Here is a 15,388-nt window from a genome sequence, read left to right as displayed (position 1 = left end):
GCCCCGGGAACCCGCTGCCCGGGACTCTGCACGTGCATGTCGCAAGTTGCGTTGTGCACGGTGATCGAGATCAACTTTATCGGTGCCAATCGATCGCTGCGGTCAGCTGGGCCAAAGAATCGTACCCCCGATGCCGTGCCGGTCAATTGTGTTCCCCGTTCGGGCGCTGACCTGCGAAAAGTGCTTTCGCGACCGGACACGGGCCAAGACATTCCGCCACCCCGCCCCCGAAGCGGCAATCCTGGTTACCGGACCGAGGACCGGACGCATCCGGTCGTCACCCGATTAGCCCAGGCAGCGTAGCAGCATCCCTCGGTCGATCTACACTCCGTACCACCAACGGGTGGGTCAAGCCTCAAGGTGTGCCCGATGTTGTGGCGTTGCGCGTTTCCTCGCCCCGACCCGGTGATTTCTTTCGGAACCCGGCGCTGACCAGTGGATCCTCGCCGCGTCATTCGACCATGGAGCCACCCGCGAGCAGGATCAAGTCCCGAATTCGGCTACTTTCCGTGACCGGGTCGGCAAGTTGACCAGCAGCATTAGCCCGTTCGTCGCAGCGCACTTCGGCGTCGACAACTTCCCGTCACAATTCTTTTCGGCATTGCGCGCGTTCTCCGTACCCGCGTTGTCGCCGGTCACCCATTCGACGCGAGCGCCCGGAAAACGAATACCGCCGCCCGAACCGACCGGACGGTCCGGCCACCTTCGGGTGCGGCCGGATGGCGTAGTTACGATGTGCCCTCGCAGTCCGCAAGGGCGGCCCGGCGACCCTGCCCCGCAGGCGCCCCGGGCCCGCCGCCACGGAGGCACCCCGCCGGAGGCACCATGTACGACGTAGCGCGGCCCACGCCGGGCAACGCCCTCGAGGAGACGAGCCGGATCCCGGCCCTGCCCGCCGGGTCCGGCCCGGCCGGGGTTCCGCCCCACCGGTCCGCCACCCCCGCGGGCCCCGACTACACCGCGATCCAGGCCAGCCCCGAGTTCGTCTCGCTGCGCCGCCGGTTCCGCGGCTTCGTCTTCCCGATGAGCTTCGCCTTCTTCGCCTGGTACATGACGTACGTGCTGCTGGCCGCGTACGCGCACGACTTCATGAGCCGCAAGGTGTGGGGTCAGGTCAACGTCGCCATCCTGCTCGGCCTCGGCCAGTTCGCCAGCACCGCGCTGATCACCGCCCTCTACCTGCGCTACGCGCGCCGCCGGCTCGACCCGCGGGTCGCCGAACTGCGGGCGCGCGCGGGCCTGGCGGAAGAGAAGCGCCGATGACCGCCCTCGCCGCGGGCGGGCCGGCCGCCGGCGACCCCGTCATCAACATCGTCGTGTTCGCCCTGTTCGTGGCGATCACCCTGTACGTCGTCTACCGGGCCGGCAGCCGGACCTCTTCGACGTCGGACTACTACGCCGCGGGCAGCGCCTTCACCGGCCGCCAGAACGGCATCGCGCTCTCCGGCGACTTCCTCTCGGCGGCTTCGTTCCTCGGCATCGCGGGCGCGATCGCCGTCCACGGTTACGACGGCTTCCTCTACTCCATCGGCTTCCTGGTCGCCTGGCTGGTCGACCTGCTGCTGATCGCCGAGCTGCTGCGCAACACCGGCCGGTTCACCATGGGCGACGTCGTCAGCTTCCGGATGAACCAGCGCCCGGTGCGGGCCGCGGCGGCGACGTCGACCCTGGTGATCTCGCTGTTCTACATGCTGGCGCAGATGGCGGGCGCCGGCGGCCTGGTCGCCCTGCTGCTCGACATCCACACCCGGCTCGGGCAGGCGCTGGTGATCGGCGTGGTCGGCCTGGTGATGGTGCTGTACGTGCTGGTCGGCGGGATGAAGGGCACCACGTGGGTGCAGATCATCAAGGCCGGCGTGCTGATGCTCGCCGTCGTGCTGATCGCGGTGTTCCTGTTCGGCAAGTACGGCTTCAGCTTCTCGAACCTGCTCCAGGCCGCGACCGAGAAGAGCCCGCTGGGCGAGCACCTGCTGGAACCGGGCGGCTCCTACGGCAAGGACGACACCACCAAGCTCGACTTCGTCTCGCTCGCGCTGGCCCTGGTGCTCGGTCTGTCTTCGCTGCCCCACCTGCTGATGCGCTTCTACACGGTGCCGAACTCCCTCGAAGCGCGCCGCTCGGTCGTCTGGGCGACGGTGTGCATGCTCGTCTTCTACGTCTGCACGCTGGTGATCGGCTTCGGCGCGGCCGCACTGGTCGGGTCGGACGAGATCAAGCGCGCCCCGGGCGGGGAGAACTCGGCGGCCCCGCTGCTGGCGCTGCACATCGGCGGGACGCTGCTGCTGGGCGTGATCGCCGCGGTGGCGTTCGCGACCATCCTCGCGGTGGTGGCCGGGCTGACGATCACCGCGTCGGCTTCGTTCGCCCACGACGTCTACGCGAACATCTTCAAGCGCGGCAAGGCGGAGCCGGCGGACGAGGTCCGGGTGGCGCGGCTGACCGCGGTCGCGGTGGGTGCGCTGGCGATCGTCGGCGGGGTGCTGGCGAACGGGCAGAACGTCGCGTTCCTGGTGGCGCTGGCGTTCGCGGTGGCCGCGTCGGCGAACCTGTCGACGCTGCTGTACTCGTTGTTCTGGAAGCGGTTCAACACCACCGGCACGCTCTGGGGCATGTACGGCGGCCTGATCGCCTGCCTGCTGCTGGTGCTGTTCTCGCCGGTCGTCTCGGGCGCGCCGGACTCGATCTTCAAGAGCATCGACTTCGCCTGGTTCCCGCTGAAGAACCCGGGCCTGGTCTCGATCCCGTTCTCGTTCCTGTGCGGGTTCGTCGGGACGCTGGTGGGCCGGCCGAAGGCGGACGCGGAGAAACAGGCCGAGATGGAGGTCCGCTCGATGACCGGCATCGGCGGCTGAGGCCGGCCGGCGGCCGGCGTCAGGCGCGCAGGCCGTCCAGGATCACGGTCAGCACGCGCTTGCCGTCCTCCGGGCTGCAGTTGCGCACGGCCATCCCGGCGCCGTGCCCGAGCCGGAGGACGTCGGCGCCGACGACGTCCGGCCGGACCAGCCCGGCCTCCTGCGCCGCTTCGACGAGCACGCCCGTCGCTTCGCGGAGCCGTTTCTGGCAGTACAGGAACGTCTCCGAACCCGAGTCGATCGACTCCTTGAGGATCGTCGCCAGCTTGTGCCGCTCGACGACCCAGGTGACCTGGGCGAGCAGCCACGCTTCGAGCGCTTCCCACGGCGGCAGCTCGTCGTGCAGGACGAAGGCGCGGTCGGCGAGCACCGTGATCTCGTCGCGGTAGACCGCTTCGAACAGCTTTTCCCTGGTCGGGAAGTGCCGGTAGAGCGTGCCCGCGCCGACGCCGGCCGTCTTGGCGATGTCGTCCAGCGGCACATCGGCGCCGTGGGCGGTGAAGAGGTCCTTCGCCGTCGCGACGATGCGTTCGTAGTTGCGCCGCGCGTCCGCGCGCATCGGACGCTCGCTGTCCGGCATCCCGGCCTCCTCGCCACTTAACCGGAGAGATTCTCCGAATTCACTTGCGCATCCGGAGACACTCTCCATATTATCGGATCGCCCGCAAGTGGAGAACCTCTCCGCTTCATCTCTTGCTCCTCGGGGGAGTATTCCTTGTCGCAACAGACGCTCGACCGCGCGCCCGCACCGGCGCGCCCCCACCGCAGCGGGCTGGTCCTCGCGATCATCCTGACCTGCCAGCTCATGCTCATCCTCGACGCGACGGTGATCAACGTCGCGCTCCCGCGCATCCAGGCCGACCTCGGCTTCACCCCCACCGGCCTGTCCTGGGTGATGACGGCCTACAGCCTGGTCTTCGGCGGCCTGCTGCTGCTCGGCGGCCGGGCCGGCGACCTGTTCGGACGGCGGCGCATGTTCGTCGCGGGCACCGCCCTGTTCACGCTCGCCTCGCTGGCCGGCGGGCTCGCCGACTCGGCGGCGCTGCTCATCGCCGCTCGCGCGCTGCAGGGCGTCGGCGCCGCCATGGCCGGCCCGAGCACCCTGGCGCTGATCACCACCACGTTCACCGAGGCCAAGGCACGTGTCCGCGCGCTGGCGCTGTTCTCCGCGATGTCCAGCGGCGGCTTCGCGATCGGCCTGATCGTCGGCGGCCTGCTCACCGAGTGGATCTCGTGGCGCGCCGCGCTGTTCATCAACGTCCCGTTCGGCCTGGCGATCGCCCTGCTCGCGCCGCGGTTCGTGGCCGAGCCCGAACGCCGCCGGGCGCACCTGGACCTGCCCGGCGCGATCACCGGCACCCTCGGCGTCGGCTCGCTCGTGTTCGCCTTCACCCACGCCGCGTCCGACGGCTGGGGCAACGCGGTGACACTCGGCTCGCTCGCCGCCGGCCTAGTGCTGCTCGCCGGCTTCGTCGCCATCGAAGCCCGGACGGCGCTGCCGCTGGTGCCGCTGCGGCTGTTCGCCGACCGCAACCGCAGCGCGGCCTACGTCAACTTCTTCCTCGGCCCGATGGCGATGATGTCGATGTTCTTCTTCCTGACCCAGTTCATGCAGGACATCCGGCACTTCGCGGCGCTGGCGACCGGGTTCGCCTTCCTCCCGATGGCGGCGCTGATCTTCACGATGAGCCGGCTCGTGCCGCGGCTGCTCCCCCGCTACGGGCCGAAGCCGCTGGCCGTGACCGGCTCGATCCTGATGGTCTCCGGCGTCGTGTGGCTCACGTTCCTCACCACCGGCAGCACGTACTTCCCGGCCTTGCTGGGCCCGCTGCTGCTGATGGGGCTCGGCGCCGGGCTGTCGTTCGCGCCGCTCAACGTGATCGTGATGGCCACCGTGCCGGGCGAGGACGCGGGCGCCGCGGGCGGGGTGCTGCAGACGATGCAGCAGGTCGGCAGCACGCTCGGGCTGGCCGTGCTGGTCACGGTGTTCGGCTCGGTCACCCGCTCGGCGGGCACGACGGGCGCACAGCTCACGGTCGACGGCATGACGGCGGCGTTCGGCACGGCCGCGGCGTTCGCGGCCTGCACGGTGCTGGTGGCGCTGACCTTCCGGCGCGCTACAGCTTCTGCCCGGCCTTGACCTTGTGCGTCACCCGGCGCTCGACGAGGAACGAGACGAACGGGACGCAGCCGGCCAGCAGCACGAGCACGGTGCCCTTGATCGACCAGCGAGCCTTGATGGCCAGGTCGATGGTGAGCACGAGGTAGATCATGTAGAGGACGCCGTGGATCGGCGAGTAGACCGCGGACGGCGTCGGGTTGCCGAAGGCGTACCGCAGCACCATGACGAAGCAGAGGCCGAGCAGGCCGACACCGGTGACGTAGGCGGCGGTGCGGAAGCGGACCAGGGGGCCGGCGAGGGGAACGGCGGTCCGGGCGCCTTCGGTGCTGGTGGTCATCGGGTCGTCGTCCTCACTCTTGCTCTTCACTCTGCGGCCTGCTGGTCGCGGGCGTTCAGCTCGCGCAGGTAACGGTTGTAGGCGGCCAGTTCCTCGTCCTCGTCCGTGACCTTGGTGTCCGGGCGGGGACGGGGGGCGGGCACCTCGGGACGCTTCTCCGCGGCGGGCGGCGGTCCGGGTTCGGCTTCGGCCTTCAGCCGCAGTTTGCGGATCCGCCAGAACATGAAGGCGGGGAAGAGCCCGAACAGCGGCCACTGCAGGACGTAGCCGAGGTTCTGGAAGGTGCCGTTCGCGGAGGTGAAGCGGTCCCACTGCCACCAGGCGAGCCCGCAGCAGACGAGCAGGCTCACCAGGCAGGTCGCGACGATCGCGATCCGGCGCCCCCAGGGGGACACCGCCGGCGGGTGAGGGTCTGGCACGGAGTCGACGCTAGCACTGGCCTGCTGAGAGCCGGCGCGCGGTCGCGGCCGGGGTGGCCGGGCTCTCAGCCCTGCTTGCGCGCCGCCTGGGCGGCCTTCGCGTAGCCGTCCGCCAGGCCGAACACCTTCTGGGCGTACTCCGTCGAGTTGTTGTAGGACAGGATCCCGGCCCACCACCCGCTCGGGCTCGCCATGTCCCGCCCGCCCGCGCACAGGTACCGCGCCGCCGCCAGGGCCGCGTCGTCGATCTGCTGGGGGTCGCCCAGGCCGTCGCCGTTGCCGTCGGAGGCCCATTTGCGCCACGTGCCCGGGATGAACTGCATCGGGCCCACCGCCCGGTCGACTCCCGTGTCGCCGTCGTAGCGGCCGCCGTCGGTGTCGCCGATGGCCTGGACCCCGGCCGAGCCGTCCAGCGGCACGCCGATGATCGGCTTGGACGGGCGGCCGTCGGCGCCGAGGACCGCACCCGCGTACTGGCCGTGGTTGGACTCGATGCGGCCGATGCCCGCGAGCGTCGCCCACGAGATCTTGCAGTTCGGCTGGTCCGCCCGCATCGCCAGCTCGGCGTTGCCGTACGCCTGCAGGGCACGGGCCGGGACGCCGGTGGCCGCCGCGACCTGCGCCGCCCACTGGGACAGTGTCGCCGGGCCCGCTTCGCGCGGGTGGGCCTGCTGCGGGCTCGTCTGCTGCTCGGCTCCGCCCGCCACCGCGCCACCGGCCGGGGCGACCGAGCCCGGGCGGACGTCGGCCGCCTTCACCTGGAGAGCGGGGATTTCGGTGGTCGTCGGGCTCGCCTCTGGCGTCGAGGCCCGGGTGACCAGCCAGATCCCGCCGCCGGCCACGGCCAGCACGGTGAGGACCACGAGCAGCCGGGTGAGCACGGCGACGCCCGGAGAGCGCGGTGCCGGTGCGGCGGGGGCGGCTTCCTCGGCGGCTGCGCCGATCGGGTCGTCCTCGGTCTTTCCGGTCCTGGTGCGCACGAAACTCCGGTCCTCCAGCGTGGTGTCGACGAAACTGTCAACGAGCCCGCGCAGGTTAGCGTTACGCGGGCCGTCGCCATCGTCTCACCGCGCCGGGTCACCCGGCCGAGTGGAAAACGTCTCGTCAGGCGGATTTCTGCTGCCGCGCGAGCCGCGCGACGCACCAGGCCGGGGCACTGCCGCGGCGCAGGTGCTGCAGGACGGTCATCGGCCCGAGCCGGCGGCTCAGGTCGGACGGCGCGAGCCCGGCCGCCCGGTAGTCGAGGGCCCGCTGGTCGAGCGGGCTGATGCCGGCGTCCCACCACTCCTCGGCCTCGGCGACGCCGCCGACCATCTGCCACCAGCCCGCGGCGGCGGTGAGGAGCTCTTCGGGCACTTCCGGCAGCCGGCTGCGCATCGCGGCGAGGTAGCCGGGGTCGGCCGACTCCACCGGGACGAACCGCGACTGCCCGGTCCGGGCCCGCTGGCCGGGAATGCCCGGAGCCTGCGCGGGTGCGTCGGCCAGCCACGCGGAAGCGATGCGGTCGACCTCCTGCTCCTCGGGAGTCCTCTCGCGCTCGGCGGCCCACTGCCGGATCAACGCGTCCACTCCGGGATCTCCGGTCATCCCTGCCTCCTTGTAGGTCCCCGACGGACAGGCCCTGACGCCTGTCCCACGCGGTGGTGCCGCACGCACCAACCTGCACCTTGCTGAGTGGAAACTGCCTGCGTACCGGGGTTCTCCGGGGGGATGGCGAACCACCCGATCACGCAATGTGAGCACCGTAGGGCCGGGGTGGTCCCCTTCGCCAGACCCCGGGTGGTACGAATTCGACGACCTGCGCGTTTTCCGCCGCAATCCACCCGGATGGTCGAGTGTCCGAGTCCGAATTCCGGGATTGGTGACACTGGGTGATTTACCGTCCGTTTGCACGCAGGGTAGTCACCGGCACCGCCCGTGGCGGCGCCGGTACGGAGAAGCACCAGGTCAGGAGAAGAGCGTCCGGAAGAACGTGACGATCGCTTCGGCGCCGTCCTTGAGCCAGCCGAGCACGCGGTGCACGAAGTCGGCCGACTGCGTGGGCTGGGTGATCAGGAGAAAGAGGACGAGCGCGACCACGCCCACGATGAGAATCTTCTTCACGCCGCCCGACATGCGCTTCCTCCCCGGCTCGCCGTCCCCGTCCTGGGAGTGGCCACCCCAATACTGTAGGGAAGGCGTCCACGGAAGACACCTCGATCAGCCCAGGAGCGGCCATGTCCCGGAACGTGCTGGTGCGGCGGGACGCCGCGGTGACGACGATCACCATCGACCGCCCGGCGGCGCGCAACGCCGTCGACGGGCCGACGGCGGCCGAGCTGGCCGACGCCTTCCGCGCGTTCGACGCGGACCCGGACGCGGCCGTCGCGGTGCTGACCGGAGCCGGCGGCGCGTTCTGCGCGGGTGCCGATCTCAAGGCGATCGGCACCGACCGGATGAACCGCACTCACCCGGACGGGGACGGCCCGATGGGGCCGACCCGGATGGCACTGGGCAAACCGGTGATCGCGGCGGTCCACGGCCCGGCCGTCGCGGGCGGGCTCGAGCTGGCGCTGTGGTGCGACCTGCGGGTCGCGGACACCACGGCGGTGTTCGGCGTGTACTGCCGCCGCTGGGGCGTCCCGCTGATCGACGGCGGGACGGTGCGGCTGCCGCGCCTGATCGGCCAGTCGCGCGCGATGGACCTGATCCTCACCGGGCGGCCGGTCGACGCTTCGGAGGCCTTCGAGATCGGCCTGGCCAACCGGCTGGTGCCGGCGGGCGAGGCGGTGACGGCGGCCCAGGAGCTGGCCCGGCAGCTGGCGGCGTTCCCCCAGGCGTGCCTGCGCGGCGACCGGCGCTCGGCGCTGGCCCAGTGGGGCAGGTCCGAAGAGGACGCACTGACCGCGGAGTTCACCGCCGCGATGGGCACGGGCGTCCTGGCGGCCGAAGCGGTCGACGGCGCGGCCCGCTTCACCGCCGGCGAAGGCCGCCACGGCACCTTCACGTGATCCAAGGGCCGACTCGCGTGATTCGGTAGCCGACACGCGTGATTGGCGGGTCGACACGGCCGGGCCCTTCCGGATGCGCCGTGTCGACCTCCGGATCACGCGTGTCGACCCTTGAATCACGCGTGTTGACCTCTCGGTCACGGTCAATGCTTCTAGTGAGCTGTCTTGCGGGAAGCCCTGCCGGTTCCGGTCAAGCGGCCGATAAGGTCGTCCGATGGATGACGACGGTGTCGGAGTCGAGCTGCGGCCGGTGGCCGAAAGCGATCTGGGCCTGCTGGAACGGCTGACCAACGATCCCGTCGCCGCCGGGGAGCACCAGTGGTTCGGCTGGCACGATCCCGGCTACCTGCGCCGCCGGTGGCAGGAAACCGGGATGCTCACCGCCGAGACCGGCATGCTCGTCCCGACGCTCGGCGGCCGCGTCCTCGGGCTCGTCTCCTGGCACCGCACCCGCACCGGGCCGACGTCCTACTGCTGGAACGCCGGCCTCGTCCTGGCGCCGGAAGCGCGTGGCCACGGCTACGGCACCGAAGCCCAGCGCCTGCTCGTCCGCTACCTCTTCGCCCACACCCAGCTCAACCGGGTCGAAGCGACGACCGAGGTCGGCAACCGCGCCGAACAGCGCTCGCTCGAGAAAGCCGGCTTCACCCGCGAAGGCGTGCTTCGCGGCTACGGCTTCCGAGACGGCGAGTGGCGCGACCACGTCGTCTACTCGGTCGTGCGCTCCGACCTGGCCGAGAGTTAGGCGATCACCCCGGCCGCGCGCAGGGCGTCCAGGTCCGTGACGCCCAGCTCGGCGAGCACCGCTTCGGTGTCGGATCCCTTGGCCCGCGGTGCTTCCGGCGTCGACGGCGGCGTCCGGTCGAAGCGCGGCGCGGGGGCCGGCTGGACCATGCCGCCGATCTCGACGAACGTGCCGCGCGCCGCGTTGTGCGGGTGCGAAGCCGCCTCTTCGGGTGACAGCACCGGCGTCAGGCACGCGTCGGTTCCGGACGCGCGGGCGACGAGCTCGTCGCGCGTGTGCTTGGCGATCGCCCCCGCCACGATCTCGCGCAGGCGCGGCCACTGCGTCCGGTCGACGTGCAGCGGCAGCTCCGCCGGGTCCAGCTCGAGCACCTGCACCAGCGAACTCCAGAACCGCATTTCGATGGCGCCGACGGCGACGTACTTCCCGTCCGCGGTCTCGTACGTGTCGTAGAACGGCGCGCCGCCGTCGAGCATGTTCTCGCCGCGCCCCTCGGACCACAGCCCGGCCGCCTTGATGCCGTGCAGGCTCGTGGTGAGCAGCGCGGCGCCGTCGACCATCGACGCGTCGACGACCTGGCCGCGGCCCGAGGTGTTCCGTTCGTACAGCGCGGCCAGGACGCCCATCGCCAGCAGCAGCCCGCCGCCGCCGAAGTCGCCGACCAGGTTCAGCGGCGGCACCGGCCGCTCGCCCGCGCGCCCGATCGGCTCCAGCGCACCGGCGATGCCGATGTAGTTGATGTCGTGGCCGGCCGCCGATGCCAGCGGCCCGTCCTGGCCCCAGCCGGTCATCCGGCCGTAGACCAGCCGCGGGTTCCGGGCGTGCACGACGTCCGGGCCGAGCCCGATCCGCTCGGCGACCCCCGGCCGGAAGCCCTCGATCAGGACGTCGGCCGTGTCGCACAGCTTCAGCACCAGCTCGACGCCCTCGGGCGTCTTGGTGTTGATGCCGACCGACCGGCGGCCGCGGGCCAGCGGGTCGGTCCCGATGCCGAGGACGTCCTCCCCCGGCTGGGCGCGGTCGACGCGGACGACGTCGGCGCCGAGGTCGGCGAGGACCATCGTGGCGAACGGCCCGGGCGCGAGACCGGCGAGCTCCACCACCTTCAGGCCGCTGAGCGGACCTGCCTTCATAGTCGGGCCTTTCAGAGCGAACGGGAGATGATTTCCTTCATGATCTCGCTGGTGCCACCGAAGATCCGGGAAATCCGGACGTCGGCCCAGGCGCGCGCGATCGGGTACTCGGTCATGTAGCCGTAGCCGCCGAACAGCTGCACGCAGTCGTCGATCACCTTGTTGACGCGCTCGGTGGTCCACAGCTTCGCCATCGCCGCGCCCTGGACGTCCAGTTCCCCGCGCAGGTGGCGCTCGATGCACTGGTCGAGGAACGCCCGCGCCACCGCGGCCTCGGTCGCCGCCTCGGCGAGGGTGAACTTGGTGTTCTGGAAGGAGAAGATCGGCCGGCCGAACGCCGTGCGCTCCTTGGTGTACTCCAGCGTGAGGTCGACCGCCGCCTCCAGCCCGGCGACCGCGGTGACGGCGATGATCAGCCGTTCCTGCGGCAGCTGCAGCATCAGCTGGAAGAAGCCCTGGCCTTCGGCGTCGCCGAGGAGGTTCGCGGCGGGCACGCGGACGTCGTCGAAGAACAGCTCGGCGGTGTCCTGGCCCTTGAGCCCGACCTTGTCGAGGACGCGGCCGCGGCGGAAGCCCGGCGTGTCCGTCTCGACCACGATCAGCGAGACGCCCTGCGCGCCCGCGTCCGGGTCGGTCTTCACCGCGACGACGACGAGGCCCGCGTGGAGACCGTTGGTGATGAACGTCTTGGCGCCGTTGATGACGTAGTGGTCGCCGTCGCGGACCGCCCGCGTCTTGATGCCCTGCAGGTCGGAGCCGGTGCCGGGCTCGGTCATCGCGATCGCGCCGACCAGCTCGCCGCTGGCCAGCTTCGGCAGCCACTCGCGCTTCTTCTCTTCCGAGGCGTAGGCGAGCAGGTAGTGCGCGACGATTCCATTGTGGACGGTGACGCCCCACGCGCTGTCGCCGGCCCGCGCCTGCTCTTCGTAGAGGACGGCTTCGTGGGCGAAGGTGCCGCCGCCCCCGCCGTACTCCTCCGGGATGGACAGGCAGAGCAGGCCGACGTCGCCCGCCTTCGTCCAGAGCTCGCGGTCGACCTTCTTCTCCGCCGCCCAGCGCTCCTGGTGCGGGACGGCTTCCTTCTGCAGGAACGACCGCGCGAGCTCGCGGAGGTCATCGAGCTCGGTCGTGCTCCACGAGCTCTTCGGCAGTTGCAGTGGCACGGGACCCTCCTGCTGACGGTACTGGCAAACATGACGATCGGCATGTAAGTTCTGATCGGAATGTACATCCATTCCGTCCGGTAGGTAAAGCAGGGAGGCCGCGGTGACCGAGACGGCGCACCGGACCCAGGCGCAGCGGCGCGAGCAGACCCGCACGGCGCTGCTCGACGCCACCATCGACTGCCTGGTCGAGGTCGGCTACGCGCGCACCTCGGTGCAGGAGATCTGCGCCCGCGCGGGCGTGTCGAAGGGGGCGGTGCAGCACCACTTCACCGCGAAGGCCGAGCTGATGGCGGCCGCGGTCGAGCACCTGACGACGAAGCTGCGCCGTCAGCTCGCGGCCTCGCTCGAAGACCTGCCGAGCGGCGGTACCGGTGTCGCCGCGGCGATCGACCTGCTGTGGGCCGGCTACTCCGGCACGCTCTCCACCGCCGTCACCGAGCTGTGGGTCGCCGCCCGCACCGATCCCGAGCTGCGCGCGGCCATCCGCCCGGTCGACCGCGCGCTCGGCCGCGCCACGCTCGAGCACGTCACCCAGGTGGCGGGCGAACTCCCGCCGGAACGCGCGGAGATGCTGTTCTGGCTCACCGTCAACCTCACCCGCGGGCTGGCGCTGGACGCCGAGCTCGGCGGCGACCCGAACCGGCGGCGGCAGCTGCTCGAGGAATGGAAGCGCATCGCCGTTCTGCTCTACCAGGACGCCACCGCTGCGCCGAGCTGACCAGCGCGGCGCCGCCAGGGTGCTTTGCCCCTTATCCCCACGCGGATTTCGTGGTCCAATCCCCTCCGAACGAGGGGAGTTCCGATGACCGCCGCCCCGTACCCGTACTCCTACGGCCCGCCGCCCACGCCGCCGCCGGCCGACCCGGGCGCCGTGTTCCGGTTGTTCGCCGGGATCCTCGGCGTCCTCGCTGCGGCCCTGGTGATCGCCGGGTCGTTCCTGCCGCAGACGTCCTTCGAGCAGGTGGTGGACGGCAAGACCGACAGCAGCCAGACGATCAGCGCCTGGTCGCGCTCGTTCGCCGTCGAGCCCACCGGCGAGGCGAAGAAGTTTTACGACAACACCCATGTGGCGCGGTACGGCATCCCGCTCACCGCGGGCGCGGTGGTGCTGCTGGCCGGCGCCGGGCTGGCGTTCGCCGGGGCGCGCCGCTCGGCGAAACCGGGCGTGCGGTCGGGCGCTCGGACGGCCTTGGTCGCGGGGGCCGCCGGGGTGGCCGCGGCGGTGTGGATGCTCGGCATGGACGTCTCGGCGACCTTGAGCTACGAAACCGACGAAGGAACGATCAAGTCGCACTACACGACCGGGATCGGGTTCTGGCTGCTGATCGGCGGCGGGATCGTCGCCGTGCTGGTGCTGGTGTCCGCGGCGCTGGCCGGGCGGCAGCCGGCGGCCACCGCGGCCCCGGCCGGGGCACCACCGGGGCCGTACCAGCAGCCGTCCCGGCCGTACCCGGTGCCGCAGCAGCAGTTCGGGCAGCCCTATCCGGGATATCCGCCGTCGCAGCCGTTCCCCGCCCAGGCCCCGCCACCGCAGACCGGCCCGCTGCCGCCCTCCTTCGGCGGCCCGCCGTCGCAGCCGTTCCCGGCGCAGCAGCCCGACGCGCCCTACGGCGGCGCGACGCAGGCCCAGCCGCACCCCGGGCAGCAGCAGCAGGACCCGACCGAGCCGAACTACCAGCTGCCGCCGCTGCACCCGCCCAATACGTGAATCTGATTCACATCACGCTGGACAGCTGACGTACCGACGGTATGGTGTACTCGTCGGTAACCTCTGCGCGACGTCGCGCGGACTCCGCGGAACGGAGACGTCATGACCAGCACGACCCCCGCGAACGCAGTCGAAGACACCACGCTGCCGCCGACCGTCGGTGGCGTCGCCGGGGCGCCCGCCGCCGCGCGGGCGGCCCGGCTCGTCGCCCGCGTGACCGGCGGCGCGGACTCGGCGCCGATCCGGATGCGGGCACCCTTCACCGGCCTGCCGATCGCGACCCTGCCGCAGGCCACCGACGCCGACGTCCGCGCGGTGTTCGCCGACGCGCGCACGGCCCAGCGGGCCTGGGCCGAGCGCTCCCCCGCCGAGCGCGCCCGCGTCCTCACCCGCCTGCACGACCTGGTGCTCGCGCGGCAGGACGAAGCCCTCGACCTGGTCCAGGTCGAGGCGGGCAAGGCCCGGCTCGACGCGTTCGACGAGGTCAGCGCGACCGCGCTGGTCGCCGCCTACTACGGCAAGCACGCGGCGAAGATCCTCGCGCCCCGCCGGGCCGGCGGCGTCATCCCCGGGCTGACCCGCGCGGGCGAGGTCCGCCACCCCAAGGGCGTCGTCGGGATCATCTCGCCGTGGAACTACCCGCTGGCCCTGACCGCGATGGACGTCCTGCCGGCGCTGGCCGCGGGCAACGCCGTCGTGCAGAAGCCGGACAACCAGACCGCGCTTTCGGCACTGTGGCTGCACGAACTGGCCGAGGAGGCCGGGCTGCCCGCCGGGACCTGGCAGATCGTGCTCGGCCGGGGTTCGAAGATCGGCACCGCGCTGGTCGAGGAGTCGGACTACCTGTGCTTCACCGGCTCCACGCCGACCGGCAAGGAGCTGGCCGGGCAGGTGGCGAAGCGGCTGACGTCGTACTCGCTGGAGCTCGGCGGCAAGAACCCGATGGTGGTGCTGCCCGACGCCGACGTCGCGAAGGCGGCGACGGGCGCGGTGACCGCGTGCTTCTCCTCGGCCGGGCAGCTGTGCGTGTCGGTCGAGCGGATCTACGTCCACGAGGACATCCGCGACGAGTTCACCCGCGCGTTCGTCGCTCGGACCGCGGCGCTGCGGCTCGGCGGCGCGTTGGACTACCAGGCCCAGATGGGGTCGCTGACGTCGGAAGAGCAGCTGGCGGCGGTGTCGGCACACGTCGAGGACGCCCGCGCGAAGGGCGCTTCGGTGCTCACCGGCGGCCGCGCGCGACCCGACCTCGGGCCGCTGTTCTACGAGCCGACGGTGCTGTCCGGCGTCACCCCGGACATGCTGCCGTTCGCGGAGGAGACGTTCGGGCCGGTCGTGTCGATCTACGGCTACACCGACGTCACCGACGCCATCGAGCGGGCCAACGACACGCCGTTCGGGCTCAACGCCAGCGTCTGGTCCCGCAACGGCCGCGCGGGCTGGGAGGTCGCGGCCCGGCTGAAGGCCGGGACGGTCAACGTGAACGAGGGCTACGCGGCGACGTTCGGCAGCGTCGGCGTCCCGATGGGCGGGATGAAGGACTCCGGCGTCGGCCGCCGCAACGGCGCCGAGGGCCTCCTGAAGTACACGGAGTCCCAGTCGATCGCGCTCCAGCGCGGCCTGGCCCTCCGCCCGCCCCGCGCGATCCGGGGTTCCCTGTGGTCCCGAGGCATGACCCTCGGCCTCAAAGCCCTCCGCCGCCTCCCCCGTTGACCCGTAACTCGCGTGATCCAGCAGGCATCACGCGTGACTGGAGGGGCATCACGTGTGATTGGCGGGGCATCGGGCTGATGCCTCCCCAATGGAGTTGCCCCGTGGGGCCGGACACCTTGATTCCAGACGGTGGTCTGGAGGGAGGATGTCTTGGTGTCGCGCAGGTCGAAGTATCCGGAGCAGTTCCGTCGTGATGCGGTCGA

16 protein-coding genes are annotated in these 15,388 nt (G+C 71.4%); 8 read left to right on the top strand and 8 right to left on the bottom strand.

Translation table 11 applies throughout. The annotated features are described in order from the left end of the window. Positions 1–825 precede the first annotated feature (825 nt). On the top strand, positions 826–1,263 hold the full coding sequence (locus ACWEGE_RS28520) for a DUF485 domain-containing protein (protein ID WP_449663522.1): 438 nt from the start codon (positions 826–828) through the stop codon (positions 1,261–1,263). Continuing rightward, positions 1,260–2,852, top strand: a complete 1,593-nt coding sequence (locus ACWEGE_RS28515) for a solute symporter family protein (protein ID WP_449663521.1) — start codon at positions 1,260–1,262, stop codon at positions 2,850–2,852. Before ACWEGE_RS28520 ends, ACWEGE_RS28515 begins: the two co-directional genes overlap by 4 nt. Positions 2,853–2,871: 19 nt before the next feature. Here ACWEGE_RS28515 and ACWEGE_RS28510 read toward each other — a convergent pair whose 3' ends face one another. After that, positions 2,872–3,432 (bottom strand): TetR/AcrR family transcriptional regulator, encoded by a 561-nt coding sequence (locus ACWEGE_RS28510; protein ID WP_449663520.1) that lies wholly within the window; start codon positions 3,430–3,432, stop codon positions 2,872–2,874. Between the two features lie 135 nt (positions 3,433–3,567). Between ACWEGE_RS28510 and ACWEGE_RS28505 the strand changes: the two genes are divergently transcribed. Continuing rightward, positions 3,568–4,992 (top strand): MFS transporter, encoded by a 1,425-nt coding sequence (locus ACWEGE_RS28505; protein WP_449663519.1) that lies wholly within the window; start codon positions 3,568–3,570, stop codon positions 4,990–4,992. Here the strand turns inward: ACWEGE_RS28505 and ACWEGE_RS28500 are convergent. The 5 genes from ACWEGE_RS28500 to ACWEGE_RS28480 form a co-directional block, all read right to left on the bottom strand. Further along, on the bottom strand, positions 4,970–5,311 hold the full coding sequence (locus tag ACWEGE_RS28500; protein ID WP_449663645.1) for a DUF3817 domain-containing protein: 342 nt from the start codon (positions 5,309–5,311) through the stop codon (positions 4,970–4,972). The two genes, ACWEGE_RS28505 and ACWEGE_RS28500, sit on opposite strands and share 23 nt — an antisense overlap. A 26-nt stretch (positions 5,312–5,337) precedes the next feature. Then, entirely contained in the window at positions 5,338–5,730 is a 393-nt protein-coding gene (locus tag ACWEGE_RS28495; RefSeq protein WP_449663518.1) for a hypothetical protein, read from the bottom strand. 65 nt (positions 5,731–5,795) lie between these two features. Continuing rightward, positions 5,796–6,710 carry a lytic transglycosylase domain-containing protein gene (locus tag ACWEGE_RS28490; RefSeq protein WP_449663517.1) on the bottom strand — a complete coding sequence of 305 codons (915 nt, stop codon included), beginning with the start codon at positions 6,708–6,710 and terminating at the stop codon, positions 5,796–5,798. Between the two features lie 124 nt (positions 6,711–6,834). Continuing rightward, on the bottom strand, positions 6,835–7,317 hold the full coding sequence (locus tag ACWEGE_RS28485) for a hypothetical protein (RefSeq protein WP_013224355.1): 483 nt from the start codon (positions 7,315–7,317) through the stop codon (positions 6,835–6,837). A gap of 360 nt (positions 7,318–7,677) precedes the next feature. Beyond that, on the bottom strand, positions 7,678–7,845 hold the full coding sequence (locus tag ACWEGE_RS28480; protein WP_410588771.1) for a hypothetical protein: 168 nt from the start codon (positions 7,843–7,845) through the stop codon (positions 7,678–7,680). A 101-nt stretch (positions 7,846–7,946) separates the two neighbouring features. Here ACWEGE_RS28480 and ACWEGE_RS28475 point away from each other — a divergent pair, with 101 nt between their 5' ends. Together ACWEGE_RS28475 and ACWEGE_RS28470 are read left to right on the top strand one after the other, a co-directional pair. After that, the gene (locus tag ACWEGE_RS28475) at positions 7,947–8,720 is read left to right on the top strand and encodes a crotonase/enoyl-CoA hydratase family protein (protein WP_449663516.1); all 774 of its coding nucleotides are present in this window, start codon (positions 7,947–7,949) and stop codon (positions 8,718–8,720) included. A 214-nt stretch (positions 8,721–8,934) separates the two neighbouring features. Beyond that, on the top strand, positions 8,935–9,465 hold the full coding sequence (locus ACWEGE_RS28470; protein WP_449663515.1) for a GNAT family N-acetyltransferase: 531 nt from the start codon (positions 8,935–8,937) through the stop codon (positions 9,463–9,465). On the opposite strand, the gene ACWEGE_RS28465 is transcribed toward ACWEGE_RS28470, so the two are convergent. Both ACWEGE_RS28465 and ACWEGE_RS28460 read right to left on the bottom strand, forming a co-directional pair. After that, entirely contained in the window at positions 9,462–10,598 is a 1,137-nt protein-coding gene (locus tag ACWEGE_RS28465; RefSeq protein WP_449663514.1) for a CaiB/BaiF CoA transferase family protein, read from the bottom strand. The genes ACWEGE_RS28470 and ACWEGE_RS28465 overlap by 4 nt on opposite strands. An 11-nt stretch (positions 10,599–10,609) precedes the next feature. Next, the gene (locus tag ACWEGE_RS28460; RefSeq protein ID WP_449663513.1) at positions 10,610–11,761 is read right to left on the bottom strand and encodes an acyl-CoA dehydrogenase family protein; all 1,152 of its coding nucleotides are present in this window, start codon (positions 11,759–11,761) and stop codon (positions 10,610–10,612) included. A gap of 103 nt (positions 11,762–11,864) precedes the next feature. On the opposite strand from ACWEGE_RS28460, the gene ACWEGE_RS28455 reads away from it, so the two are divergent. From ACWEGE_RS28455 to ACWEGE_RS28445, 3 genes are all read left to right on the top strand, one after another. Further along, a complete protein-coding gene (locus ACWEGE_RS28455) occupies positions 11,865–12,482 on the top strand; it encodes a TetR/AcrR family transcriptional regulator (protein WP_449663512.1) in 618 nt (205 codons plus the stop codon). Positions 12,483–12,566: 84 nt separating this feature from the next. After that, a complete protein-coding gene (locus ACWEGE_RS28450; protein ID WP_449663511.1) occupies positions 12,567–13,472 on the top strand; it encodes a hypothetical protein in 906 nt (301 codons plus the stop codon). A 102-nt stretch (positions 13,473–13,574) separates the two neighbouring features. Beyond that, positions 13,575–15,185 carry a succinic semialdehyde dehydrogenase gene (locus tag ACWEGE_RS28445; protein WP_449663510.1) on the top strand — a complete coding sequence of 537 codons (1,611 nt, stop codon included), beginning with the start codon at positions 13,575–13,577 and terminating at the stop codon, positions 15,183–15,185. The last annotated feature ends 203 nt before the right edge of the window (positions 15,186–15,388 follow it).

This window comes from Amycolatopsis sp. NPDC004747, assembly GCF_053601335.1.
The sequence above is the reverse complement of the archived record's forward strand: the minus strand, read 5'-3'. Positions and strand labels throughout refer to the sequence as shown.

Coding starts and splice junctions, on each gene's coding strand:
- ACWEGE_RS28520 (WP_449663522.1), top strand. CDS start 826: ATGTACGACGTAGCGCGGCCCACGCCGGGCAACGCCCTCGAGGAGACG.
- ACWEGE_RS28515 (WP_449663521.1), top strand. CDS start 1,260: ATGACCGCCCTCGCCGCGGGCGGGCCGGCCGCCGGCGACCCCGTCATC.
- ACWEGE_RS28510 (WP_449663520.1), bottom strand. CDS start 3,432: ATGCCGGACAGCGAGCGTCCGATGCGCGCGGACGCGCGGCGCAACTAC.
- ACWEGE_RS28500 (WP_449663645.1), bottom strand. CDS start 5,311: ATGACCACCAGCACCGAAGGCGCCCGGACCGCCGTTCCCCTCGCCGGC.
- ACWEGE_RS28485 (WP_013224355.1), bottom strand. CDS start 7,317: ATGACCGGAGATCCCGGAGTGGACGCGTTGATCCGGCAGTGGGCCGCC.
- ACWEGE_RS28480 (WP_410588771.1), bottom strand. CDS start 7,845: ATGTCGGGCGGCGTGAAGAAGATTCTCATCGTGGGCGTGGTCGCGCTC.
- ACWEGE_RS28475 (WP_449663516.1), top strand. CDS start 7,947: ATGTCCCGGAACGTGCTGGTGCGGCGGGACGCCGCGGTGACGACGATC.
- ACWEGE_RS28470 (WP_449663515.1), top strand. CDS start 8,935: ATGGATGACGACGGTGTCGGAGTCGAGCTGCGGCCGGTGGCCGAAAGC.
- ACWEGE_RS28465 (WP_449663514.1), bottom strand. CDS start 10,598: ATGAAGGCAGGTCCGCTCAGCGGCCTGAAGGTGGTGGAGCTCGCCGGT.
- ACWEGE_RS28450 (WP_449663511.1), top strand. CDS start 12,567: ATGACCGCCGCCCCGTACCCGTACTCCTACGGCCCGCCGCCCACGCCG.
- ACWEGE_RS28445 (WP_449663510.1), top strand. CDS start 13,575: ATGACCAGCACGACCCCCGCGAACGCAGTCGAAGACACCACGCTGCCG.